The organism is Halobacteriovorax sp. GFR8 (assembly GCF_050955245.1).
Taxonomy (GTDB): Bacteria; Bdellovibrionota; Bacteriovoracia; order Bacteriovoracales; family Bacteriovoracaceae; genus Halobacteriovorax_A.
Genome location: NZ_JBPBLR010000002.1, coordinates 2,431,714 through 2,454,330, shown reverse-complemented (window position 1 = coordinate 2,454,330; position 22,617 = coordinate 2,431,714). Strand labels below are relative to the sequence as shown.

At 39.1% G+C, this 22,617-nt stretch carries 19 protein-coding genes; 12 read left to right on the top strand and 7 right to left on the bottom strand.

Annotated elements, in window-relative coordinates:
• Position 1: 1 nt before the first annotated feature.
• Genes hpt through ACRXC1_RS12265 form a run of 3 tightly spaced genes read left to right on the top strand, consistent with a single transcriptional unit; the run spans position 2 to position 2,500 of the window.
• On the top strand, positions 2-514 hold the full coding sequence (gene hpt / locus ACRXC1_RS12275; protein WP_433659196.1) for a hypoxanthine phosphoribosyltransferase: 513 nt from the start codon (positions 2-4) through the stop codon (positions 512-514).
• Positions 507-1,529 carry a hypothetical protein gene (locus tag ACRXC1_RS12270; RefSeq protein ID WP_433659194.1) on the top strand — a complete coding sequence of 341 codons (1,023 nt, stop codon included), beginning with the start codon at positions 507-509 and terminating at the stop codon, positions 1,527-1,529. The genes hpt and ACRXC1_RS12270 overlap by 8 nt, the downstream gene beginning before the upstream one ends.
• Positions 1,526-2,500, top strand: coding sequence for a hypothetical protein (locus ACRXC1_RS12265; protein WP_433659192.1), 975 nt, complete (start codon positions 1,526-1,528; stop codon positions 2,498-2,500). Before ACRXC1_RS12270 ends, ACRXC1_RS12265 begins: the two co-directional genes overlap by 4 nt.
• Here ACRXC1_RS12265 and ACRXC1_RS12260 read toward each other — a convergent pair.
• Positions 2,469-2,984: a hypothetical protein gene (locus ACRXC1_RS12260; RefSeq protein WP_433659190.1), complete on the bottom strand. Its 516-nt coding sequence runs from the start codon at positions 2,982-2,984 to the stop codon at positions 2,469-2,471. The genes ACRXC1_RS12265 and ACRXC1_RS12260 overlap by 32 nt on opposite strands.
• 23 nt (positions 2,985-3,007) lie before the next feature.
• On the opposite strand from ACRXC1_RS12260, the gene ACRXC1_RS12255 reads away from it, so the two are divergent.
• Genes ACRXC1_RS12255 through smpB form a run of 5 tightly spaced genes read left to right on the top strand, consistent with a single transcriptional unit; the run spans position 3,008 to position 7,725 of the window.
• Positions 3,008-3,946 (top strand): calcium/sodium antiporter, encoded by a 939-nt coding sequence (locus ACRXC1_RS12255; protein WP_433659188.1) that lies wholly within the window; start codon positions 3,008-3,010, stop codon positions 3,944-3,946.
• Positions 3,947-3,997: 51 nt separating this feature from the next.
• On the top strand, positions 3,998-5,332 hold the full coding sequence (locus ACRXC1_RS12250; RefSeq protein WP_433659186.1) for an HD domain-containing phosphohydrolase: 1,335 nt from the start codon (positions 3,998-4,000) through the stop codon (positions 5,330-5,332).
• A 45-nt stretch (positions 5,333-5,377) separates the two neighbouring features.
• Positions 5,378-6,460, top strand: a complete 1,083-nt coding sequence (gene tsaD / locus ACRXC1_RS12245) for a tRNA (adenosine(37)-N6)-threonylcarbamoyltransferase complex transferase subunit TsaD (protein ID WP_433659184.1) — start codon at positions 5,378-5,380, stop codon at positions 6,458-6,460.
• Between the two features lie 2 nt (positions 6,461-6,462).
• Positions 6,463-7,269, top strand: coding sequence for a 16S rRNA (adenine(1518)-N(6)/adenine(1519)-N(6))-dimethyltransferase RsmA (gene rsmA, locus ACRXC1_RS12240; RefSeq protein ID WP_433659182.1), 807 nt, complete (start codon positions 6,463-6,465; stop codon positions 7,267-7,269).
• Positions 7,270-7,272: 3 nt separating this feature from the next.
• The gene (gene smpB / locus ACRXC1_RS12235; protein WP_392908673.1) at positions 7,273-7,725 is read left to right on the top strand and encodes an SsrA-binding protein SmpB; all 453 of its coding nucleotides are present in this window, start codon (positions 7,273-7,275) and stop codon (positions 7,723-7,725) included.
• Here smpB and ACRXC1_RS12230 read toward each other — a convergent pair.
• The 4 genes from ACRXC1_RS12230 to pal are packed head-to-tail and all read right to left on the bottom strand — an operon-like array spanning position 7,722 to position 10,962.
• Positions 7,722-9,326 (bottom strand): multiheme c-type cytochrome, encoded by a 1,605-nt coding sequence (locus ACRXC1_RS12230; RefSeq protein ID WP_433659180.1) that lies wholly within the window; start codon positions 9,324-9,326, stop codon positions 7,722-7,724. The two genes, smpB and ACRXC1_RS12230, sit on opposite strands and share 4 nt — an antisense overlap.
• 12 nt (positions 9,327-9,338) lie before the next feature.
• Positions 9,339-10,124 carry a tetratricopeptide repeat protein gene (locus ACRXC1_RS12225; protein WP_433659178.1) on the bottom strand — a complete coding sequence of 262 codons (786 nt, stop codon included), beginning with the start codon at positions 10,122-10,124 and terminating at the stop codon, positions 9,339-9,341.
• Positions 10,125-10,148: 24 nt separating this feature from the next.
• The gene (locus ACRXC1_RS12220) at positions 10,149-10,460 is read right to left on the bottom strand and encodes a DUF4398 domain-containing protein (RefSeq protein WP_040314832.1); all 312 of its coding nucleotides are present in this window, start codon (positions 10,458-10,460) and stop codon (positions 10,149-10,151) included.
• 10 nt (positions 10,461-10,470) lie between these two features.
• Positions 10,471-10,962 (bottom strand): peptidoglycan-associated lipoprotein Pal, encoded by a 492-nt coding sequence (gene pal / locus ACRXC1_RS12215; RefSeq protein ID WP_392858951.1) that lies wholly within the window; start codon positions 10,960-10,962, stop codon positions 10,471-10,473.
• 519 nt (positions 10,963-11,481) lie between these two features.
• On the opposite strand from pal, the gene ACRXC1_RS12210 reads away from it, so the two are divergent.
• Both ACRXC1_RS12210 and ACRXC1_RS12205 read left to right on the top strand, forming a co-directional pair.
• The gene (locus ACRXC1_RS12210) at positions 11,482-15,159 is read left to right on the top strand and encodes a hypothetical protein (RefSeq protein ID WP_433659175.1); all 3,678 of its coding nucleotides are present in this window, start codon (positions 11,482-11,484) and stop codon (positions 15,157-15,159) included.
• Positions 15,160-15,358: 199 nt separating this feature from the next.
• Complete coding sequence (locus tag ACRXC1_RS12205; RefSeq protein WP_433659173.1) at positions 15,359-19,147, top strand: hypothetical protein; 3,789 nt, start codon at positions 15,359-15,361, stop codon at positions 19,145-19,147.
• 4 nt (positions 19,148-19,151) lie between these two features.
• Here ACRXC1_RS12205 and ACRXC1_RS12200 read toward each other — a convergent pair whose 3' ends face one another.
• Both ACRXC1_RS12200 and ACRXC1_RS12195 read right to left on the bottom strand, forming a co-directional pair.
• Positions 19,152-20,336: a hypothetical protein gene (locus ACRXC1_RS12200; protein WP_433659171.1), complete on the bottom strand. Its 1,185-nt coding sequence runs from the start codon at positions 20,334-20,336 to the stop codon at positions 19,152-19,154.
• A complete protein-coding gene (locus ACRXC1_RS12195) occupies positions 20,333-21,103 on the bottom strand; it encodes a hypothetical protein (protein ID WP_433659169.1) in 771 nt (256 codons plus the stop codon). The genes ACRXC1_RS12200 and ACRXC1_RS12195 overlap by 4 nt, the downstream gene beginning before the upstream one ends.
• Positions 21,104-21,216: 113 nt before the next feature.
• Here ACRXC1_RS12195 and ACRXC1_RS12190 point away from each other — a divergent pair, with 113 nt between their 5' ends.
• Both ACRXC1_RS12190 and ACRXC1_RS12185 read left to right on the top strand, forming a co-directional pair.
• Complete coding sequence (locus ACRXC1_RS12190; RefSeq protein WP_433659167.1) at positions 21,217-22,032, top strand: hypothetical protein; 816 nt, start codon at positions 21,217-21,219, stop codon at positions 22,030-22,032.
• On the top strand, positions 22,019-22,615 hold the full coding sequence (locus ACRXC1_RS12185) for a pyroglutamyl-peptidase I (protein WP_433659165.1): 597 nt from the start codon (positions 22,019-22,021) through the stop codon (positions 22,613-22,615). Before ACRXC1_RS12190 ends, ACRXC1_RS12185 begins: the two co-directional genes overlap by 14 nt.
• Positions 22,616-22,617 lie beyond the last annotated feature (2 nt).

The following is a 22,617-nucleotide window of genomic DNA, read 5'->3' as shown; positions in this document are numbered from 1 at the left end:
CATGGCAATCGAAACTTACTTCTCTGAAGAGAAGATTAATGAAAGAATTAAAGAATTAGCTGCTAAGATCGATTCAGACTTTCAAGGAGAGGAAGTTGTCATCATCGGTGTTTTAAATGGTGCTTTCATCTTCGTGGCCGACCTTATTCGCCAAATGAATTCTCCAGTATATTTTGACTTCATTGGAGCAAGCTCTTACAAGGGGACTGAAAGTACTGGAAAGATTTCAATCACCAAAGATATTAAAGTTGATATCAAAGATAAGAATGTCATTCTTGTGGAAGACATTGTCGATACCGGATTAACAATTAGTGAACTCACTAAGATGTTAAAAGAGAGGGGACCTAAGACAATTAAATTAGCGACTCTTCTCCATAAGAAAGTTAAAACACAACACAATGTTGAAATCGATTATCTCGGTTTTGAGATTGAAGATAAATTTGTTATCGGTTACGGGCTTGATTTTGATGGCCGCTACCGAGAGCTTCCGTATATTGGAATTTATAATGGATAATATGATTGCCAAGGCCGAAGGTTCAGTTCGCGTTGACCTTCTTGGTGGAACACTTGATATCGTTCCTCTAAATCAGGTCTTAAGACATACAATAACTCTTAACCTTGCGACTTCTCTTAAGGCGAAGGTTTTGGTTGAAGAGATTGAATTTGAAGGTGTTGAATTTGTTTCAATCGATTACGACTCTGTCACAAGACATTCTAGTGTCGATTTTACATATGAAGATTTTGATAGTGACACTTTTGGGCCACTGTCTTTTCTCGCTCAGATTCTTCATCATTTTAAGTTAACAAGTGGTGTTCGTTTAACGACGGAATCAGGCTCTCCTCCTGGTGCAGGCCTTGGTGGTTCATCATCAATGGGAGTAACCGTTTATAAGGCACTGTGTGATTATGCAGGCGTTGAGTTTCATCGCCAAACTGCGATTAATACAGTTCAAAATATTGAGGCCAAAATTTTAAATAAGGGCCCATGTGGGTATCAGGATTACTATCCTGCGCTTTACGGTGGCGTGCTTGCATTAAAAGCGACAAATAGTTGTATTGAAGTTGAGCAGCTTTACAATGAAGAGTTTAAAAGCTTTGTGGAGTCACATTTAACACTTGTGTATTCGGGACAACTTAGACTTTCGGCCATTAATAATTGGCAAGTTTATAAAGATTTCTTTGATAACCAAAACGGTGTAAGAGAAGGGCTTGGTAAAATTCGTGATTTAACTTTTAGTGCTTACAATGCAATTCGAAATGGTGAGTACGATGACTTTCTTGGAATGCTTTGCCAAGAAGGTGCCCAAAGAGAAAAACTTTTCTCAGGCATCGTCACAGATGATATGCGTGAGGTCTATAATAAATTACGTGAAAAAGATTTGGTTATTGGAATGAAGGTATGTGGTGCTGGAGGAGGCGGATGCTTCTTACTTGCACATGGACCTCAGCACAAGGCCCAGGTTTTAAAAGAACTATCACGAGCAAAAGATATGCAGGTGTTAGAATTTAGTGTCGAGAAACCATTATGAATTTGAGCTTCAATCGTGTTGCAGGACTTTCAATGAAGGGTGGGCGAAGAGATAATTTCTTCTTCTGTCTTCTTGATCACCACGAGGGAAGCGGACGCTGGTTTCTTAAATCGATTCTTCATGTAAAAGACGAAGTTCGCGATGAAGACGCCCAAGATGGAGATGAAATTCTTAATCAGTGGATTGATAAGTATAATCTTGAGCACGTGATTATCGATTTTCCTTTATCAAAACCTCCTTGTCATAATTGTGATCTTAAGTGTCCTGGAGTTGCAAAATGTCCAGTTGGTGACGTTAAGAAGGTTCGTGAGGATATTGCATCGATCTTAGAAATGGATCGAAAGATGGAAGTGGAAAATCCAAAAGAGTATGAGCGAATGAGAAACTTTGAAGATCTTACTCACTTTGATCGCGATACATTTGGAAAAGAATCTAACGACTTTATGCTTTCAAAGTCATTTAAGAGAAGGTTAAAGAAAGGATTCATTCCTTACTGGAATCGTTCTCTTGATTTTTGGATTTGGTGTTCTTATCACGACCAACTCTTAGAGCTATTTAATACAACATTTGATTCATTTGGAAATACATCGCTCATGATGCTTTCACGCTTTTCTTATATGAAGAGACATTTTCCTCAAGAATGCCAATTCTATGAAGGACATGTGAATCTAATTCTTCTTGAGCTACTTAAGAGTCGTATCATTCTTAAAAAAAATATAGTTAATCTAACGGATCTTGATCTCGGAGTCGAGGCCCGTCTTGATATTGTGAAAAAGATTGAAAATAAATTGGGAATCTTTATTTACGATAACGACTTAGAAGTTATTGTAAAGAACGTAAGGGCCTTTGATTCATTCTTACTTGCTGTTTGTGGACTTCAGAAAGCTAAGGGCCAAGCTCGTAGCATGCCAGATTGGACCCTTCCTCACTTAACAAACTTTATTCTTCCTTCATTTGACTCTCGTGCTTAAATCCCAGTGCGTTAAAGAGTAGTAGTAATCCAGGAATTAAGAACATGGCAACCCTTGGTGTCCCAAGGTTAAAGAGCGCTATCATTGTCATGAGCACACCACCTGTCCAGGCATAGAGTTTGATATAGCCATGAGCAAATTTCTTATTGTAGATACGAAAGATATAAATAATAAAGTGAATGACTAGATAGATACAAATAATAGAAATCACTGTCTGAATCATTAATTGGATAAGTTGATTTTGAAAGTTTGGATCTTTAATTCCATCTGCAATGCTTGGGTCAACAAGTCTTAGTGACTGATAAGCAATCTTGAAGCTTTCGTGATAGGTCTTCGGGTTAGCGTAAACTAAATAAAGGTAAAAAGCGACAAAGGTATCCGCAATCAAGCATGTCGAAATATTTAGATATTTGAATGTCTTTTTGTTAAACTTAGAAAAAATGTCATTGAGACTTTTATTAGATGTCTTATTTGAATTAGTCATAAGCTAATTATTGGAAATAAAATATGGTTTTACAAGTTGTGTTATTAATTCTTGCTATTGTTATGCTTTACTACGGTGCGGAGTTTGCTCTGGAATCCGCGGAAAAGATTGGATTGGCCCTTGGATTATCACCTCTTGTCATTGGACTTCTTATTGTTGGTTTCGGAACATCTCTTCCAGAGTTCTTTGTTTCTCAGCTGGCAAGTTATCGCGGTGAGCCGGGGATTGCCTTGGGAAATATCGTGGGTTCAAATATTGCAAACCTCTTTCTCATTCTTGGTGTGTCAGGACTTATGGGGCGCCTTTTCATTTCTGGGCAAGAGATTAAGAAACAACTTCTACTACATCTAGCGCTTACGGCCATTCTTGCAATTGTTCTTTTGCAAGACCAGGTTTACTGGTGGGGAAGTGCACTACTTATCGGGTTTATGGCCTTCTACCTATGGGATACATTTGCTTCAATGAAAAAAGAGCGTGCTCACCTTGGAGACCAGAAACAGCCTCAAAGCCAGGAAGAGAAAATTGGGCCAAAAGAGATTATTCATCTTTTTGCAGGCTTCGCTCTTTTATATGGTGGGGGAGAGTTGCTTGTTAAGAGTGGAACAGCTGTTGCACTCGAGTTTGGGATCTCAAGCTATGTTATCTCGGCCATCTTTGTTGCCTTTGGAACTTCATTTCCTGAACTTGTTACGGCAATCATGACAAGCAGAAAGGGGAAGAACTCGGATATCATCACGGGAAATATTATTGGTTCAAATATTTTCAATGCGGCCTTCGTTCTGGGGAGTTTGGCATTTTACAAAATTAAAATTGCAGAAAACTTTATACCTGAGATGTCTGCTCTGATATTTGCTGCGCTATTTCTACTTGCGCTTTGTTTTGCTAAAAGATCATTCTATCGCATTGCTGGTGCAGTCTTTTTAAGTTGCTATATCGCCATGGTTCTTTACTGGGTTCGTTAAAGCACAAAGTTCCTTCTAGTTTCTAAGCATGGAAGTGTTAAAATACCCTCTATGAGTTTTAACGTACTAGTGGCCGAACCAGATTTTGAACTTAGTGATATTTATGTCTTGGGAATTGAGAATGCTTTCCAAGGTGTGAATGTTGTTCGTGTTTCTAATTTTAAGGAATTAAAAGCAAAGCTTCAGTCATCTAAAGATTTCAAGCTAATCGTTTCAGATTACTTCCGAGAAGGGGATGAGGATATCTTCTCTTTCTGTGATGCTATCGATTGCAATATCCCATCTCTTATCATCACTTCATATACGGAAGCAGAATTTGTTAATTTCGAGAGAGATATTACTTATCACAAGAAAAGAGAGCATCTGCCAAAGCCATTTTCATTTGTTAAATTTGAAACACTCTTAACACAACTAGGTGGGATCTCGACTTTTGTTCAGTCCAGTAGTGCTTATAAGAAGATCAATACTGAATACTTCCTTAGGGGAACGCTGGCCATCTGTGATACTTACGTAAAACTTAGCGATTCTAAATTCGTAAAGGTTATTCACCGCGGAGACACATTTACAATTTCTCAAATTGAAAGCTATCTCGATCGCGATATTAATTACCTCTATATCAACAAAGACGATATTGATGAGTATGTGAAGAAGGCAGGAGAGGTTTCATTTTTAAAGTATGATCCTTCTACTCCAGCTGAACACCTAGATATTGCTCAAAAGTCCATGATGACACTTAAGCGCCTCGTTGGCCGCTATGGAATTAGCACCGGAACTTCTACTGTTGTCGATAGCTATGTTTCAAATATTTCAAAACTTGCGCAGGGGAGTCTTAAGCTTAAGAGTCTTTTAAAAGAGCGTGAGAATATGACTAATTATCTCTATGACCACTGCTATCTGACGAGCCTCTTTGGCGTCGAGATCTTAAAGCAGCTAGCATGGGGAAAAAAAGATAATATCGAAACCATAATCCGTACATCGGTGTTTCACGATCTTCTTCTTGAAGATGAAAACTTGGCCCGTATTTCTTCCCAAGAAGAGCTACTTAAGGCCGAGCTTTCTGATTATGATAAGAACGTCGTTCTAGGTCATGGGCGCCTCATGAGTGAGATGCTTGAGAAGGAAGGCCTAACTGACCAGAATATGTATGAGATTCTAATCAATCACCATGAAAGGCCAGATGGTTCAGGATTCCCAAGAGGTCTCTATGCCAATCAGATCAAGCCACTAACGGCCGTCTTTATTGTTGCTCATGAACTTGCTAAGCAAATAGAGCTGCGCAACTACAACCTCGACGAAAGCCGTACTATTTATCAGTACTTAGCGGATAATTTCGGACGCGATCACTTTGAAAAAATCATCAAAATTGTCGATAAAATCTTAAAATAATGATAGGGTGCATCTTATTATTTACTCGTAAGATCGGAATATTTCGTGGCCACTAAATATATTTTAGGTATTGAAACAAGTTGTGATGACACATCAGTAGCAGTTCTCAAGGGAGATCCTGATAAGATTTCTCATGGTGAAGTTCCTGAAGTGTTGGCCTTTGAGCTATTTTCTCAAGAGCAAATGCTTGCCCAATGGGGTGGGGTTGTACCGGAGATTGCCTCGCGAAATCACCTTGAAAAACTAGCGCCTCTTATCAAGCAAACGATTGGAAAGGCCGGTGTGAAACTTTCAGATATTGATCTTGTTGGCGTGACAACTTTCCCAGGACTTCTTGGGCCGCTTTTAACAGGACTTAATGCTGCTAAGACAATCTCTCTCTTAAAGAAAGTTGATCTCTTTGCAGTAAACCACCTCTTTGCTCACCTTGAAGCAATTCACCTTACTGAGAAAGTCTCATATCCATACTTAGGACTACTCGTAAGTGGGGGACATAGTCTCTACACGCTTGTAACTGCAAGTGATGAGATTGAAGTTCTTGGCTCAACAATTGATGACGCCGCAGGTGAAGCCTATGACAAGGGTGGAAAGCTTATGGGACTAGGTTACCCGGCTGGCCGTATCATTGATGACCTTGCCAAAGAAGGTGATATCAATCGCTTTGAATTTCCAATTGGTTTAAAAGGTTCAAAAGATTGCAACCTAAGCTTTTCGGGAGTGAAGACATCACTAAGAACATTCCTCGACAAAAACCCACAGTACTTAATTAAGTCACCAGAAGATATCAATCAGGATACTAAAGATATTTGTGCTTCTTACCAACACGCTATTGTTTCAGCTCTTGCGCTTAAGCTTCGCTACGCCCTTGAGGCCGCAAAAGAGAAGGGATTTAACAACCTTCCAATTGTTGTAGGTGGTGGTGTTGCATGCAATAGCTATCTTAGAAAAGTGCTTCAGGAGAAGTATAAGCAAGTACACTTTGTGCAACCGAAATTTTGTACAGACAATGGTGCCATGATCGCAAATTATGCTTTTAGAAATTATAATAGTCGTATTCAATACCCAGACACACTAAGTATCGATGCGAGATCGCGTTTTATTAATAAGAAAGAACATAGGAAGGCCTAATCATGGATGAGTCAAAAACAAAACTACCTTGGGCCAATAAAGATCTCGGTCAGCACTTTTTAAATAATCAAAATATTATTACGAAAATTACAGATGACTTTGCAGATAAGGCCGCAAATATCATTGAAGTCGGGCCTGGCCCAGGAATTTTGACTAAGAATTTGGCCGCCCATAATGAAAACCTTCATGTTGTTGAAAAAGATGAGCGTATGATTGAATATCTTGCGCCAATTGTGAAGGCCGAAAATATCAATTTTACAGATGCTCTGGCATTTGATTTTGAAGCTTTTATTGGAGAAAAGGGATTAGGGGATAAGACATGGCTTGTGTCAAACTTACCTTATAATATTTCGACTCCACTTCTTCTTAAATTCTTACAGACTCCGTCTATTAAGTATATGACGTTGATGTTTCAAAAAGAAGTTGCAGATAAGGTCTTTGCCTTTGCTTCAAAGAAGAATTTCATGGGCTCACTAATGGCCTTATCACAAACATATTTTAAGACATCTCTACTTGTTAAAGCGCCTCCAGGTGCCTTTACACCTCCGCCAAAGGTTGACTCAGCTGTTATTAGTTTTGAGCGCCTGGAGAGTCCAGTAATCCCTTTGTCTGAATTTAGTAAATTTGAGAAATTCTTAAGAGCAGTTTTTCAATTTAAGAGAAAACAACTTGGAAAGGTTCTAAAGACTTATGCTCCAGCGGATAAGATTGAACAGGCCCTGGCCAAAATCAATCAGCCTTTGACAGTTAGAGCAGAAGCGCTAAAATTAGAGGACCTTCAAAATTTATATAAGTATTTAAATGAGTAAATAATGGGAAAGAAAATAATAGCCAAGAATAAGAGAGCAAAGTTCGACTATCAGTTACTTGAACTTTACGAAGCAGGAATGTCCTTAGTGGGTACTGAGGTTAAGTCCCTACGTGCGGGAAAGGTCTCGATTGGTGAGGCCCATATTACAATTGATAAGAACGGCGAAGTTTGGGCCAATAATATCAAAATTCCTGAATACGAATTTGGAAATCAATTTAATCACGAAGAGGCGAGAAAGAGAAAGCTACTTTTACATGAAAAAGAGATTGCTGAGATCGCTCACCGTGCAAAGGCCGAAAGGCTAACGATTGTTCCTACAATCATCTACTTTAAAGGCTCACGTGTTAAGCTTGAAATTGCCCTAGCAAAAGGGAAGAAGCTTCATGATAAGAGATCTGATCAGCAGAAAAAAGATGTGGAAAGAAAGCTAAGAAGAGGCGACTACAATAGTTAGTGCGCCATCTTCTTGTACATCTTTTCAAAGTACTCGTCATTTACTCCAGAATAAATTCCATCGCGATCTTTCTTATACCACTCAGGTGATTGGTCACTAGTGTGACAACCAAGACACTTATTCTTAATAGCGGCCTTTGTATGGGCTTTCTTTTGTATCTCGTCTTCAATAGCAAATGGGTGATCTGTAACCATATCGTGACAGTTTAGACACTGGACATTGGCAAATGAGTGCTCCACATTATGCTTTTCATTGGCCTTATCCCAGGCAACACGAATTGAATTAATCTTCTTAGTATCAAGCTTGCGAACTGAAGTCACGCCACTAAAGGCATTTGTTACGTCCTGCCAGTACTTGTCTTTGTGGGCCTTAAATTTTGCATCACTTGTTTTCAAATCTTTGAAGTGAACAATATCGTTGTGATTGATATATCCACCTTCTTCATTCATCCCAAGTGAGTGACACTGCATACAGCTAGTTTTATTCTCTTCTTTGGCAATAATAAGCGTTCCAAAAGAGATCGCGTGAGGAGTCTTTGCCCAGTGATCTCCTTGATCAGAGTGACATTCAAGACAGCTCTTTGTATCTGCGAGCTTCTTGATTCCAGTGTCAGCAAAGCTTAGGCTCTTTTGTTCTTGGTCACGAATCTTATCAAGCTCTTGCTTGTGATTATTGATATAAGTTGTGAATGGATTATTTGGAATCTTCTCTCCTAATTGCTCGCGCATTTCATGGTAAGAGAATTCTTTTTCTAGTTTTTGGGGCCCTGCAGAGAAGGCGACTTCTCCAAGGTAGTGGTTTTTAGAAAGAACTTGCACAATCTGAGTCGTTCCAACGTCAATTGAGTAATTAGTGAAACTTTGTGAGTGTGAGCCAATAATCCAGTCAATGACAGGATAAGCTTCAGCAAACTTCTTATCATAATCAAGCCCAGCATGAGACATAAGAACAAGTTTATGAAGAGGGTTTTTTTCATCAAAGCCCGCTTCTTTAAGTTTTGCTATTGTGTTCTTAAAGTCTTGAACAGGGTTAACAAATAGGTCTCTGTACTCAGACTGTAAGGTTCCTGCGGCCACGATTCCTGTTAGAAAAATTGTACTTTTACCAAAAGTAATCTTAGCAAATTCTTGGTGGGGAAGGGACTTCTTATCTGCTAGGTTTGAAACGAGGACCTTAAAGCTAACTTGCGAAAGAACTTCTTTGTAGAAGTCGAGTCCTGCTGCTAAATCCTGATCACCTGGAATTGTATATTTTAGGCCAAGTTTGTCTAATCCCTTTGCTAGCGAGATTGCCGCAAATTTTTGTGACTTTTCAATATGATTTGGTACGACTGAAGACGGAAAGAGCATATCTCCTGTGTCGATATAGAGATATTGATGATCCTTTTTAAATTCACTCATAAAGCCCGCTACTTGAGGAAGTCCTCCGAGAGGGAATTGGCGACATCCACATGGATGAGTCTCACCAGAAATTGAGTGAGAAAAGAGGATAGAAAACTTCGGTCCTTCAACTTTTATCTCTTCACTGTCACGGTCCAAGTCAATAATACTTTGGCAAGAAAGAGCAAAGGTTAAGCTGAGGAGTCCTAAAATTCGTTTCATTATTTACATACCTTATTTTTTGTAACTAGCTAATAACTTCTTAGCAGTAGGGACGTGACGACTTTTTGGAAATGACTTTAGCATTTCTTCAAGAGTCACAATGGCCTGTTCTGTTTGTCCTTGTCTCTTAAACGTTCTTGCTAGATAGACTAGTCCATTACCGTTGTAAGCAGAGTTTGGCATTGATGTATAAAGAGTCGAGAAGTATGTGACAGCATCGTCATTTCTCTTTTGGATATAAGAAATCATTCCCAGGTTGTGAATGATGCGTCCACGTCTTTTCCCTTTGATTTTACCTTCTTTAAAAAGCTTCTCTAGGATCGGACGAGCTTCACCGTATTTGCCTTTTCCATAAAGAAACATGGCCTGATCATAAGGTAAGCGCTTTTTCGCTTTTGCTAATTCTTTTCGCTTACTTTCTTTTTTTTTTAACAGTGCCAGCACTTCTTTGATGAACTTATCCTGTTCTTCAATCTTTGCAGTAAGCTTTGTCACTTCATCTGTAAGAGCAGTGTTTTGTTCTTCAAGTTTTAGAAGCTTTTGATCAACAGTTTCAAGCTTTTGGTCTTTACCATTTGTGTACTCTTCAAGTTGTCCTTGGAATTGGAGAACACTATCTTGCAGTTCCTGCATCTTTGAAAGAGAGTCTGCATTTAGTTTTTGACTCTGTTGCATTTGAACAGACATTGTATTGATTTTTTGTTCGCGCTCAATTTGTTCTTGTGTTTTACAAGAGGTCATTGAAGCACCCATTAATGTTGTTAATGTAATCGTAGTAAGTAGGGAAGTTTTCTTCATGAGAAATTCTCCGAATAAGATATATTAAATGCTATCGAGAGTTTTCTTACGATATGCCTTGAACTCGGCCTTTTCTGAGAATTGCTTAGAAAGAATGGCGTACTTCTTAGCTTTATTAAAGAATTTTCTCTTGTAGCTTGATTTTGCTTTTAAGTAGTAGAATTCGGCCTTTCGGTAGAGGTTAGGGGCGAGTGTTTGTCCGCCAGCTTCCTTGGCCGCAAGGAAAGCAACCTGTGCATAAGTCATTTCTAACTTCGGGCGTACGGTCGTAAGACCGCAGCTACCCAAAGATAGAAGTAAAATTAAAAATGTGATTTTATTTTTTAATTTTTTCATTTTTTAAAGATTACTTTGCAATAATTACGAAGTTTCCTCTTCTGTTTTGTGACCAAGAATCTTCATTGTGACCAAATGAAATTGGTCTTTCCTTCCCGTAAGAAGTAGTTGAGATTCTAGAAGCATCTACACCAAGAGCTACTAGGTAGTTCTTAATTGCACGTGCACGGTTTTCACCAAGTGCCATGTTGTACTCACGTCCACCTCTTTCATCAGCGTGACCTTCTACTTGTACTTCTACAGAAGTATTTTCTTTTAAGAAGTCAGCGTTTGCTTCAAGAGTTGACTTTGTTGATGAGCTAAGTCCTGAAGAGTTAAATGCGAAATAAACAGTTCTTAGATTACCTGCTTTACCAGAGTCTGAGTCACCATTTACTTCAAGTGAAGCATTGTTGTAATCAACAGATTCTACAGAAGACGAGTCATCAGTTTTTGATGATGAACCACATGAAGTCATTACTAGTGCAGAACCTAAAAGTAATAATGTAAAAAGCTTTTTCATTTGTTCCCCCTTTCCATTTATGTAGAGATTTTATTGTAAATTGGAAAATAGCTATACCTTTAAAGTATATAATAAATTTAGGTGTTTAGATACCGGCAGAAAAGGAGATTTCACTAGACTATTTTGCTCGGTTTACTGAAAACCCATACTTGTTTGTATCTTATTTTTAAAAATGTCCATTTTTCAAAACAAGAAAATTTTCTAATATCTGCCAAGTATTTAAGTAAAGAAAAGGTAAAGTTTGAGAAGAGCTATTTACAATGTGAATCAGTCAAAATAATGTTTATTTGAGGTTATTGAAAAGTCCTTATCTTGTGTGTAAAAGCCTGGCCGCCGTCTTTTCCTGTCTCTGCTTAAGTTGCGGCCAGGCATTTTTCAATCCTCAAAATTTAAATTAAATCTCAAGTTGCTTTAATACTCCTCACAAATTTTAGACGCAAATGAGACTGTTGGTTATACCAATGGCCTGTTTTTTGTGCATTAAGTTAGTCTTTTGATCTTTTAGAAGAAGGGGAGAATATGAGTTCAATCGGAATTAGTAAAAAATTAGTTATTTTATCACTTATGGCCGTTGCTTCACATGCAACATTACCTGATGAGATCGATTATCAAAAGTATTCAAAGCTTTATGATAATTCTAAGACTCAAAGTCAATCAGCGAAATTTAAAGTTGAAGAGCTAAAATCTGAAATCTTAAAGATGACAGAGATGCTTGAAGTAAACACTCATGATCTTGAGTTAACGAAGAAGATCGTTGCCGATGCTACTGCTATGATCGATGAGTTAAGTGGAGAGAGTGAAATTCTCGAAATTAACTTAAGTGAATTAGTTAGAGAGCAGGGGCAGATTGAAGAGATCTTAGCTTCTGTTAAGAAAGAACTTAGTGAAGGTAGGGTTATCATTAATAATAATGAGGCCATGCTAACGTCTTTAAAGAAAAGTGTTGAAGTTGAGCAATCAATCTTAAAAGAAACACTGGCCGAGTTAGAGGCCAATAGTGCCTTAAGTAAAGAGAATGAGGATAAGCTTATTTCTCTAAAGGCAAGAGTGACACTCTTAAGCAAACAAACTGAAAATAAAGCAGTTGAAGTAAAGAGTTTAACGAAAAGTTATAGCAGCGTTCTAAAGAAAGTATCTGCTAATAAGAAAAAACTAGATCTAGTGGCACCAAAGGTGAGACCTCTAGAGTTAGAAATGGAAAAGCTTGATACTTTTATTGTAAGAAAGAGAGAGATCTTTCGTGCTGCAAAGCTTAGAGCAGAAGATATTAATATTGATTATAATGAGCAAACAAGCTCAATTCGTCCTCTACTGAGAAAGAGAGATACAATTCTTTCTAATATCAGTGTCGAAAAGAAAGAATATGCAAAATCACATGTTGCACTAATTAAGTACCAAGAAGTGATGGATTCAATTAAGGTTGAGGCCAGTGCATATAAAGCGGAGATGGAGAGAATCGATGCTGATCATACAATTAAAAAGCATGAGCTAGAAAAGATCGAAATCGACTTACTTCAATTGGGAGATAATCAAACTTCTGAAAGAAAAGTTCTTTTAGCTAAGAAGCTTGAAGTAGAAGGGGAGATTAAAGTTTTAGATGATGAGTATGATGTCATTAAGAGAAAGCTCTCAGTTGTAGAATATAAGCTTAAAGATGGTGGTTTAAAATTAATGCACCTTGAAAAGCAATATGAAAGTGCTGAGAAGAAACTTAGATATCAAGAGTCTCTTCTGGTGGCCGTTGATGAAAGGATCATTAGAGCTGCTCCAAGGTTTAAACAGCTTGAAGCTTCTTTAGCAGAAGCAAAGCTTGAGCTAAAGCGCTCACAAGATGATCTTGGTGCCTCGATCACAGAATATGAAGAAGTTAAGCATCAGCTTAGACTTGTAAATGAAGAAATTGAAGTCCTCACTGAAGAGAGAGATGCCCTTAGAAAGAAGGAGCTTCTTGCTAAAGATAAGCTAAGAGTTGCTCAGGTATCTCTTAAAGAACTTAAAGAAGATCATGTTAAGACTCAGAATCAGTTAGTTGAAACTGAAGTGAACTCTGGCAAACTAACTAGAAATCACACGACTCTTGAAGCAAAGCGTGACTTACAACAGAAGAAGGTTTCTAGTATCAATGATAAGATCTTTGAAACTCAGAAAATGTCTGAAGATGCAAGTAAGAGAAATGAAGAGTTAAATACTATCGCTTCCACTAAAGAAAAGAGAAAGTCTGAGCTGGTGGATGAAATTGTGACAACTCGTTCTCGTCTTAGAACAAACTCTGCTGCTATCGTTGAGAATCAAGCGGAGTTAAAAGCAGGTCAAGAATTTGTTGAAAAGCTTGAAAAAGAAAATGCTGAGCTTACTTTAAGAAAAACAAATACTGAAGAAACACTAATTGTCTCTGAAGCAAGAGCTAATGAGCTAGAGCAAACAACTCAGGATGCTCGTATACAGTATGAAACTCGCCAAAACCTATTTAATGAATATGTTAGTGAATCAAAAGTTCTTGGACAAGTTGATGCAATCACTGATGGTGCAAGTATTGGTTCAGAAACGGCATCTGCTGATGCACTGGCCGATGCAAATAAGTATGGTGGCATGAATGGGCAAAATGTTGGAGAGCTTGATAGCTATCTTGTAGGCCTTGGTGAAGGTCTCGAGCAAGGGAAGATTGATGGTTATAATCAAGGTGTAAATTCACAAGAAGATTATGATCTTGGCCATCAAGAAGGTTATGCAATCGGGCTACAGAACGCTAAGAATATTGCTATGGAAGAAGATTTTCATACGGCCTTTACGCAAGCAAAAGAATTGAAAATGTCTGTTCTTCCAAAGAATCATGTTGTTCTGACAAATAAGGTTCAGGAGAAAGGCTTCTTTATGGGATTTGCCGAGATGCCATATCTTGCAAGTCTCGAAGAAGATCATCATTCAGGTGATGATCACTCAGATCACGTACCTTTTGATCTAGGTGATTCAAAAGAAACATATGAAGAAGAGATTGTTCGTATTGAAAATGAAATTGAAGCTCTTACAAGTAATATTGAAGAGATTAAGGGAAGCGCGGAGTATGTTTATACTGCACCGACTAAGATTACAGAAGGGAAGGCCAAGCTTCGTTGTCAAAAAGTTTACAAAGAAGTTGCTGAACTAAGAGCAATCTGTGAAGAGTCTTATCATGAAATCTATGACCAAGAATTCTTAGCTTCACACCGTAAGGTTTACTTTGAAGAGTATGACCAATTATTTGTTGATGCTAGAGAAGAAGCGAGAACAAATGATCACCCTGAGGCCCATAAGCAAGGTCTTGATCGTGGTCACCGTTATGGATTTGGTGATGCAATGGTTGAAGGACAAAGAGTTGCATTTGAAAATGGAAAGAAAGATGGAGCACTCTTAGCTGAAGAGGAGAATCTTGGTGACCTTCGCGAACAAATGGCGATGGAAGGTAAGATGAAAGGGGAGGCCCTTTTTCAAGAACAGGCCGTTGTAAGAGTTGATAAATCAAGAGGTGCCATCTTAACAAGTGGTGATCCTAGAGGACTTGCTCAAGATAGTAATTTTGGAGTTGGACTTGGTCTTGTTAACTTCGGAATGATGGCAAGTGAGAAGGGTGTTATCTCTGCTAAGGTTATCTCAACAAGTGATAACGTAGAGGTCTTTGATAAGAAGGTGAATCTAGCAGAGCTTCCTGCTGAAACTAAGATTGATCTAAAGGACGTTATCTTTGCAAAGATTACTAATAATGCGAAACCTGGTTCTATCGTAACTATGGATATTGAGCTTACTTATCCTGGTGACAGCCTGAAAGATAAGTACACAGAAGTGGCGACTTTCAAATCAGTTGTTCTACCTAATCCAGATATCAGATATGCAGTTGCCTTTGATGAAACTGTTGAATATGGAAAGTGTTGGCTAGTTTGTAAGTATAAATCTCACGATATTAAGTTTCAGCTTAAGGGGATTCGCGATAATATTCCTGGTGAATTCCAAGTAAAACTTGAGGTTCTTGAAGGCGGTAAGTACCTTGAATTAAACGAGACTGCTGCACAAATGCCAGTTCCAGGCCAAGGAAAAATTGAATCAGGTAAGTTCACTTACAAGTTCAAAGAGAAGGCCGGTGGAAAAGAGTTAAAATTCAAAATGGATGTCCTCTATAAGGGGAGCGTACTGCATACCAAAGTTTTCAATGTTAAAGTGAAGTAATGTCAAAAGGGCCCACTTAGTAAAATAGGTGGGCCTTTTTGGCCTTAAATTCTTGTAAATATTTCAAATCATAATGTCATTTTCTTTAAAAAACTTACAATCGCCTCAATGAATTAATTTCTTTTTGAAGCACCCTCAACATTCTCAAAAGGGAATTATAAAACACTTCTTATCAAAGTGATCAAAAGGAGAGGGAATCATGATGAGATCAAATGCACTAAGCAGAAATGTTGTTTTATTGTCAGTTATGGCCATGGCGGCCAGTGCACATGCGGGACTTCCTGGGGGACTTCCTGGGGGACTTCCAGATGAGATTGACTACCGTACTTATCTTTCGACTTACAACTCAGCTAAATCACAAAGTGATGCGGCCAGAATGTCTGCCACTCAAATCAGTGATCTTATCCATGAACTAGCGGCCAGACTTGAGGCCAATGGAAGTGAAATCTCAATCTCAAAAAGAGAGATCGAAGAGGCCATCGCTGTTGTTTCAGACTTGAATGCACAGAATATGAATCTAGAGACAACAATCTCTGAGCTAAGCTTTGAAAACCAAGGCCTAGAACAAGAGCTTCAAAGACTTGCTGATTCTCTAAACGATGTAAACGGAGAAATCAATCGCACAGAGTCTGAGCTTGCTGGCCCTCGAAATACTGCTCGCAATCTTAAGCGTGCTCTAGACTCTGTTCTTTCAAGTCTCAGAGCTAATGGAGATCGACTCGATAATGCGCAAAAGAAATTAGACCGCACAAGAGACCAGATCAAATCATTAGAGTCAAATATCTCAAAAGCAATTGATGAGCGTGACCGCCTAAATATCAAGCTTCCAAAAATCCAAGAAGAAATAAAATCAAAGAAACAAGACCTTGCTCAAGCAACGTCAAAGGTTTCAACGTTTGAGTCACAAGTAGCAAATGCTCGCACAAAGCTTCAAACTGCAAATACTGAAGTAAGTGAGGCCCAGGCCAAAGTTACTCAAATCGAGAGTAAAATTGCAAAACAAGAGCAAGCTGTTAAGCCACTTGTTCAAAAGAGAAGCAATCTTCAGTCTCAGCTAAGTGCAGCTCAAACAGCTCTATCTGCTAAGACAAGTGAGCTTGAAAAAGCAAAGAGTGAATTTGAGAGTGCTAAATCGCAAATCGAAGGACTTAAGTCACAAAGAGGGGCTCTTGCTTCTCAAAAGACTAATCTTGATAACAAGAGGTCGGTACTAGAAGCTGAAATGCAGCAAGTAGAGCAGGCCCTTAAGGATCTAATGGCCGGGGATCGTAATGACCGTGGAAATGCTAATCAGATCAAGAACCTGAGAGAGCGTCGTAAAATCCTTAGAGATAAGATTCAACAAACAAAGACACGCCTTGCAAAAGTAGCTGCTGATCTTGAACAACTTAATAAGAAGATTACTAAGGCACAAGGTACAATCAATGGTGGAAGCAATAAGATTGCTATCCTTGAGTCTGAAGTTAATACGAAAAAAGGTGAGGTTAGAAACCTTCGTCAAGATATCAAGGCCGTTGAGGCCGAGATCGCTCAAGCTGCTCCTCAACTAGAGAAGCTTAAGCAAAGACTTGCAACTGCAAAGAGCGAGCTTAATTCAGCTAAGACTGCACAAGCGTCAGCAAAATCAAATCTTGATAAGGCACAAGCTAAGCTTGCTCAAGTTAAATCGGATATCAAGCGCCTTGAGGGTGATATCGCTTCACTTAAGGATCAAAAGCAAAAGGCGACACAAAGAGTTGCTCTAATTGATTCTGATCTTAAGAAGTTTAGAAACGAGCTTAATCGCGAAAAGAATCAATTTGAGACTCAACGTCGTGAAGTTGGCTCACTCAGAAATACACAGAAGGCACTTGTTGCGGAACGTGACTCATACCAGAGAAGACTTTCTGTGGTTGAGTCAGATATCAAGCTACTTGTTGATCGTCTTGATACTCTTCACGTCACAAGACTTGAATTAGAAGAAGAATCTCAGGCGAGAAGTGAAAGACTTGTTGCTAACCAAAATATCATCGCTGAGTCATCTCAACGAATCATGCAAAATTCAAGCGTGATCGCTTCAAAGAGATCTCAGATGGCAAGTAATGAAGATCGCATCGCTGAACTTGAAACTGAAAGAAGCCGTCTATTAGAAGATAAGCTTGTTAAAGAAGAAGAATTTGCAAGAGCGGATACAGTCGCAAGTGATCTTGAAGATATCACAAATGAGAAATATCAAGCATACCAAAGTCGTAGCAACCTATACGTTCAATACGAAAGAGATGCAAAAGCTCTTGGGGCCTCTCAAGGTGAAGCTGCTGGAGCAACAGCAGGAGAGTATAAGGCAAGTGCCGATGTACAAGAAGATGCAAATTTCTTTGGAAGTGCAAACGGCAAAAAACTAGGTGAGCTACGTGGCTACCTTGCAGGCCTTAAAGACGGTAAAGAAGACGGGCTAACAAAAGGTTATGAAGCCGGTGTTAACTCTCAAGCAAGCTATGATGAAGGTTTTGCAAAGGGGTATGAAGCCGGTGTTGCTAAGGCCAAGAGTCTAGCAAAAGCACAAGAATTCCCAAGAGGATATGAGCAAGTTAAGAGCGAGACTTTCTCAAATAAACCAACAAATAGAGTGATGTTATCAAATAGTGTTAACGGAAGCCTTTTCTTAGAAAAAGCATTCTCAATGGCACAAGAATTTGTTTCACCACTTACAGAAGCATTTGATTTCGTCGCTCCTGAATATACAGCGTCTACTGAGTCGTTAAGCTTGGCCTTTAATTCAAAAGTCGATCAAGAGATCGCAAAGACGCAAAGAGAGATTGAATCTTATGAAAATGATCGTGCAAAAACGAAAGCGCTACCACAATATGCTTACACTGCACCAACTCGTATCGATATCGATGAAGACTTCAAAAATTGCTTTGATGTTTACAAAGGTGTTAATGATTTCAAGCAAGCATGTGGCGCCTCTTACGATGCCGCTTATAAAGCTGAATTTAGTGCTAGTCACAAAGATACTTACTTCGCAGGCTACGTGGACTTCTTTGAGAGTTCTCGCGATGAAGCTGCCGCTGGTAATTTTCAAGCTGAAACGCAAAAAGGTTTCGATAAGGCCTACAAGACTGCCTTTGCTGAAGCTCGCTTAGAAGGTGAGGGAGTTGCCTTTAAAAATGGTGCTGCAGATGGTGAGGAAGCTGGGTTTGATGAAAATATCCAAGCAGCTAAAGAAGAAATGCTTGCTCTTGGTAAGTCTCAAGCAAAGAAGCTATTTGCAGCAAACGCTGTTGTAAGACTTAACCAGGCAGCACAAACAAGTGTTAAAACTGAAGATGCAAAAGGTCTAACTCAAGATGGAAAATTCTCTGTTGGACTTGGCCTTGTGAACTTCGGAAAGCTTGCTTCAAATCGCGGAGCAATCAGTGCAAAAGTTGTGGCAGCGACTTCAAATGTTGAGATCGTAAACTCTCGAGCAAACCTAAGAGTGCTACCTGCACAAGCACAAATTGATTTAACTGATGTTATCCAAGCGAAGGTTGCAAATAACGCTCGCCCAGGATCAGATATTGAAATGAAGATTGAGTTAACTTACCCAGGTGATGAACTAAGTGGAAGCTACACTGAGATTGCAACATTTAATGCAAATGTTGTGGTTAACCCAGAAGTTCAAGTGGCCCTTGAGTTTGATGATAAGGTTAAGGATCGCAAGTGTACGCTAGGTCTATTTAACTGTAAGTTTAGAAGCCATGACGTAAAAGTTAAGCTAACAGGCCAGCGTGACTTTGTTCCTGGAAGCTACGATGTTGCTATCAGTGTTCTAGAAGGTGACAAGTTTGTTGAACTTAAGAAGGGATCAACTAAGGTTGCAGCTCCAGGTCGCGGTGTGACAGCAACAGGTTCTCTAACTTATAAGTTTAAGAAAAAGACAAAAGACGATAAGCTTAAGTTTAAAGTCGATGTTTCTTACAAAGGCGAGCTACTTCAGTCCAAAGTGTTCGATGTAAAAGCAAAATAAGATATTAAAATGCCTCCGTAAGGGGGCATTTTTTTTGGTCTGCACAATGACTTCTTAATTCTTGAAATTGGACAGCAGCATCAGCATTATCATTGTGAGCGATTGTCGCTCCCCCAAGCTCTCCCCAGTCTTCTTTGCTATACTCAAGATTACCTTTTTCGTTAATTTTCATTTTTTCTTGGCAAAAATAATTAAATAAAGGAACGACATCATTATCTCGTACGCAAAGCTCAATTTCGCCGTTAACAATTCGATAATGAGAAATGAGGACAGCATGAGTGTAGCCTGTTGTATCTTTCTTTGTGAAGACTAGTTGAGGTTGTTGATTATTATCAATTTTCTTTTTGATATCTTCAAGGAGCTGCTGTGACTTCTCTTGTGCCATTGGTGTCGTGGAAAGAGTTGTCTTTAGGCCTTGAAATGTCATGGCCTTGTCTGCCCATTCCTTTGCCATCTTTGTTGCAATATAGGACTGAAGCTCCGGGTGGGCCGAAAACTCATAAAGATTCTTGAATCCAGGAATATCTCTCACTTTATTATCAGCAATATCATCAATGATCTTTTTATAGTATTCGATTGATTCCTTGCGCTCTTTTGAATCTGGCGCACCATTCATTGCAATACGCTTGTCTTTTTTGGTTTCATCAAAGAAGGCCAGGCGATTAAACTTTGAAGTTAGAGAAGCATGTCCCCAGCAGTATCCTTGGGTACCCTCGATATCTGAGATAGCGAGGGAGTCATAATTTCTAAAGGCCATGGAGTTTTCAATATTACTATTTTCATATAATTGATCATTTCTTTTGAAGATATCAAAGTTATTCGGGCATAGTGTCTCACACGAACAAGTCTCATTTGTGCAACTTCCCCAGGCCTTACATTCACAGACCTGTTCTCTGGTATAAAAAAAGATTTCTTCGATACTTGTGAAATTTCCATCATCGCTTGGCCCTGAATTTATTTGTGTGCCAATACATGTGCTATCCGTTTCTGGAATAAGTTGCTTTTCCTGGGCCGTTTCACTTCTGGTTTTAATTTGATTGTACTGATAATTACTAATCGCTGTCTTCGCTCCACGGTAGGGAGTTGTAATAAGATTCTTAACCGCTGTGGCCGCACCTAGGGTTGTTTGGTTACAAGATTGTAGACTTAGTAATGAGCTAAGAAAGAGTAAGGATAGAAGTAACTTCACGACTCTATATCCTTTAAGGCCAAAGTCAGATAGTGAAGACTCGGGGCCTCTTTCTTTGCTCTTTGAATGAGCTCTTTTAATCCCTTGTGTTTAAGCTTTCCAGTTTTTATATAGCGACAAATCTCCATTGAGATGGCATAGGAATTTGGAAATTCCTTAAGCATTTGTTCGCAGTAGAAACCATTCTTCTTTCCTCTTAGGCGCGAGAGAACATCATACTCAATCTTTGCATTGATACTAGCATGCTCAAGCCCCGTTGGGTTTCTAAGAGCAAGGGCCTTGGCGTAGTCTTTCTTTGTCATAAGTTCTTTAACATTTTGGTCTTTAAAGAATTGGCCATAGAAGCCATTTTGAACTTTCTTTGAATTTGAAAAGACTGCTTCCCAATAATCTAGAATTTTAGCTTTATTCTTATCTTTAGAATTAACGATTTCTTTTTTGTATGTTTTGAAATAACTCTTTGCTTTCTTTTGGTCTGATTTAAAAAGCGCAAATAAGTAGGATGTCTCTAGCTCAAGAGGGTCAATCTTTTTAGGCTTGAGGGCCTTGGCCTTTTCATAGAATGTAATCGCCTCTTTTAGGTGGCCATGAGTTTCAAGCTCAAAGGCCAAGACAATATAAGCATTAAATTTTTGCTCATTTGTAAGGGACTTTTCAATCTTATGTTTTTTTACAATTTCTTGGGCACTACTTAACAGGCCAGCATCAAGTGCTAGGGTATTAAGGGTTAAAATATATAAAAGTCCAATGATTCCAACTATCTTCACAGCTACCTTATCGGAATATCTGCAAGTTTATTAACCTCTTAAGTGTCTGATTTTACGACAAATGTAATAAGTTTTTAATAGGCGATAAAGCGAAAATTTGGGAGAATATTAGGATGAAAAAACTGATTCTTACTTCTTTATTTAGTCTTGCATCTTTTGCAAATAATTGTTCAAACCTTGAGGCCATTGCTGACACTTTTAAAAGTGACTTAAAGGCCGAGCTTGAAAAGACATTCTATCCTGAGGATACTCAAGGCCAGGAGCAGTTTCGCATAAAAGTGGGACAGAAGTTAGATTACTTAAAAAGCTTAAAGCACCAAATTGATGTCTGCTATCAAGATTATCAAATGGAGGATGAAGTTTATAATTGTAGTCTTTCGGCAGATCTTCTTAAGTCTCGACATCCAGGTGGCCTTACGACAAGTTACACCAATGCTCTTTCAACGGACGGGGATTGCATGGCCTATCTTTTTCTAAGTCATACCATGACTCGTAATTCATCGGGCAAGGTGATTTTAAAAAGCCTTGGTGGAAAATTTGAAATCAACACGCTTTTTAAGTGTCATGGTGATTACACCAATGAGGAAAATTCATTTCGTAAAATGATTCTCTCTGGTGATAATTTCTTTGTGATGGATCAGTATATGATTTATCGAACAGATGTGAAGGTGCTTGGAAAGAAGTATGTGACGCAAAATCTTCTTGCCGTTAAGTATATGGACGAGGAGATCGCCTTTAACTACGGTGCAGCTGAGCTTGTCATCTCAACAAAGGATGGCAGTGTGACTCGCACAAATTTCCTTTCGATGGATGAGGTGAGTGAAGGAAAGTGTGAGACGGCCTTTAGTGCAAAAAATAATTCGATCTATCCGCGCACAAATATCGATGAAGCGCGCTGGGGATTCAGGTTAGAGTATGTCTCATACTAGTATGCGAGCGAAGAAGGTTCTAATCACAGGCTTTGATCCGTTTGGGACTAACTTAGTAAACCCAAGTGGTGAGGTGGTGGAAGCAACCACGGCCAATTACTCACATCTTGAGGTTCACAAATTAATTCTCCCGACGGTTTTTGAAAAGAGTCTTTCGATTCTTAAAAAAGAGGCCTTCTTTTTAAATCCCGACTATATCATCTGCTTTGGCCTCAATGAAAAGGCGGCCGAGGTGAATCTCGAAGTCCTGGCCCATAATTTAAATGATGCCAGCATCGCCGATAACGAAGGCAATTGTCCGATGGGTGAGGTGATCTTTGAGGGCGGGCCTGCAACTTATGATTCAACACTTCCACTAGGTGATATTGAGGACGCTCTTTTGGCAGCGCAAATTCCTGTGGCCATCTCTCGCGACTGTGGCCGCTTTGTGTGCAACCACGTCTTCTACGGGATTCGCCATATCATTGAAGAAAAGAAGATGCGTGCCAAGGCCGGATTCGTTCATCTTCCAAGCTTTGAGACCATGGAGATGGCCCAGCAGGTTGAGGCGCTTGAGGTGATTCTCGCTGCGCTAAATCACTAGAG

Excerpts from the sequence above, each read along its gene's own strand:
- hpt (WP_433659196.1), top strand. The coding sequence starts at position 2 with ATGGCAATCGAAACTTACTTCTCTGAAGAGAAGATTAATGAAAGAATT.
- smpB (WP_392908673.1), top strand. The coding sequence starts at position 7,273 with ATGGGAAAGAAAATAATAGCCAAGAATAAGAGAGCAAAGTTCGACTAT.
- ACRXC1_RS12225 (WP_433659178.1), bottom strand. The coding sequence starts at position 10,124 with ATGAAGAAAACTTCCCTACTTACTACGATTACATTAACAACATTAATG.
- ACRXC1_RS12185 (WP_433659165.1), top strand. The coding sequence starts at position 22,019 with ATGTCTCATACTAGTATGCGAGCGAAGAAGGTTCTAATCACAGGCTTT.
- ACRXC1_RS12265 (WP_433659192.1), top strand. The coding sequence starts at position 1,526 with ATGAATTTGAGCTTCAATCGTGTTGCAGGACTTTCAATGAAGGGTGGG.
- ACRXC1_RS12220 (WP_040314832.1), bottom strand. The coding sequence starts at position 10,460 with ATGAAAAAATTAAAAAATAAAATCACATTTTTAATTTTACTTCTATCT.
- ACRXC1_RS12210 (WP_433659175.1), top strand. The coding sequence starts at position 11,482 with ATGAGTTCAATCGGAATTAGTAAAAAATTAGTTATTTTATCACTTATG.
- ACRXC1_RS12190 (WP_433659167.1), top strand. The coding sequence starts at position 21,217 with ATGAAAAAACTGATTCTTACTTCTTTATTTAGTCTTGCATCTTTTGCA.
- ACRXC1_RS12205 (WP_433659173.1), top strand. The coding sequence starts at position 15,359 with ATGATGAGATCAAATGCACTAAGCAGAAATGTTGTTTTATTGTCAGTT.
- pal (WP_392858951.1), bottom strand. The coding sequence starts at position 10,962 with ATGAAAAAGCTTTTTACATTATTACTTTTAGGTTCTGCACTAGTAATG.
- rsmA (WP_433659182.1), top strand. The coding sequence starts at position 6,463 with ATGGATGAGTCAAAAACAAAACTACCTTGGGCCAATAAAGATCTCGGT.
- ACRXC1_RS12230 (WP_433659180.1), bottom strand. The coding sequence starts at position 9,326 with ATGAAACGAATTTTAGGACTCCTCAGCTTAACCTTTGCTCTTTCTTGC.
- ACRXC1_RS12260 (WP_433659190.1), bottom strand. The coding sequence starts at position 2,984 with ATGACTAATTCAAATAAGACATCTAATAAAAGTCTCAATGACATTTTT.
- ACRXC1_RS12270 (WP_433659194.1), top strand. The coding sequence starts at position 507 with ATGGATAATATGATTGCCAAGGCCGAAGGTTCAGTTCGCGTTGACCTT.
- ACRXC1_RS12250 (WP_433659186.1), top strand. The coding sequence starts at position 3,998 with ATGAGTTTTAACGTACTAGTGGCCGAACCAGATTTTGAACTTAGTGAT.
- ACRXC1_RS12255 (WP_433659188.1), top strand. The coding sequence starts at position 3,008 with ATGGTTTTACAAGTTGTGTTATTAATTCTTGCTATTGTTATGCTTTAC.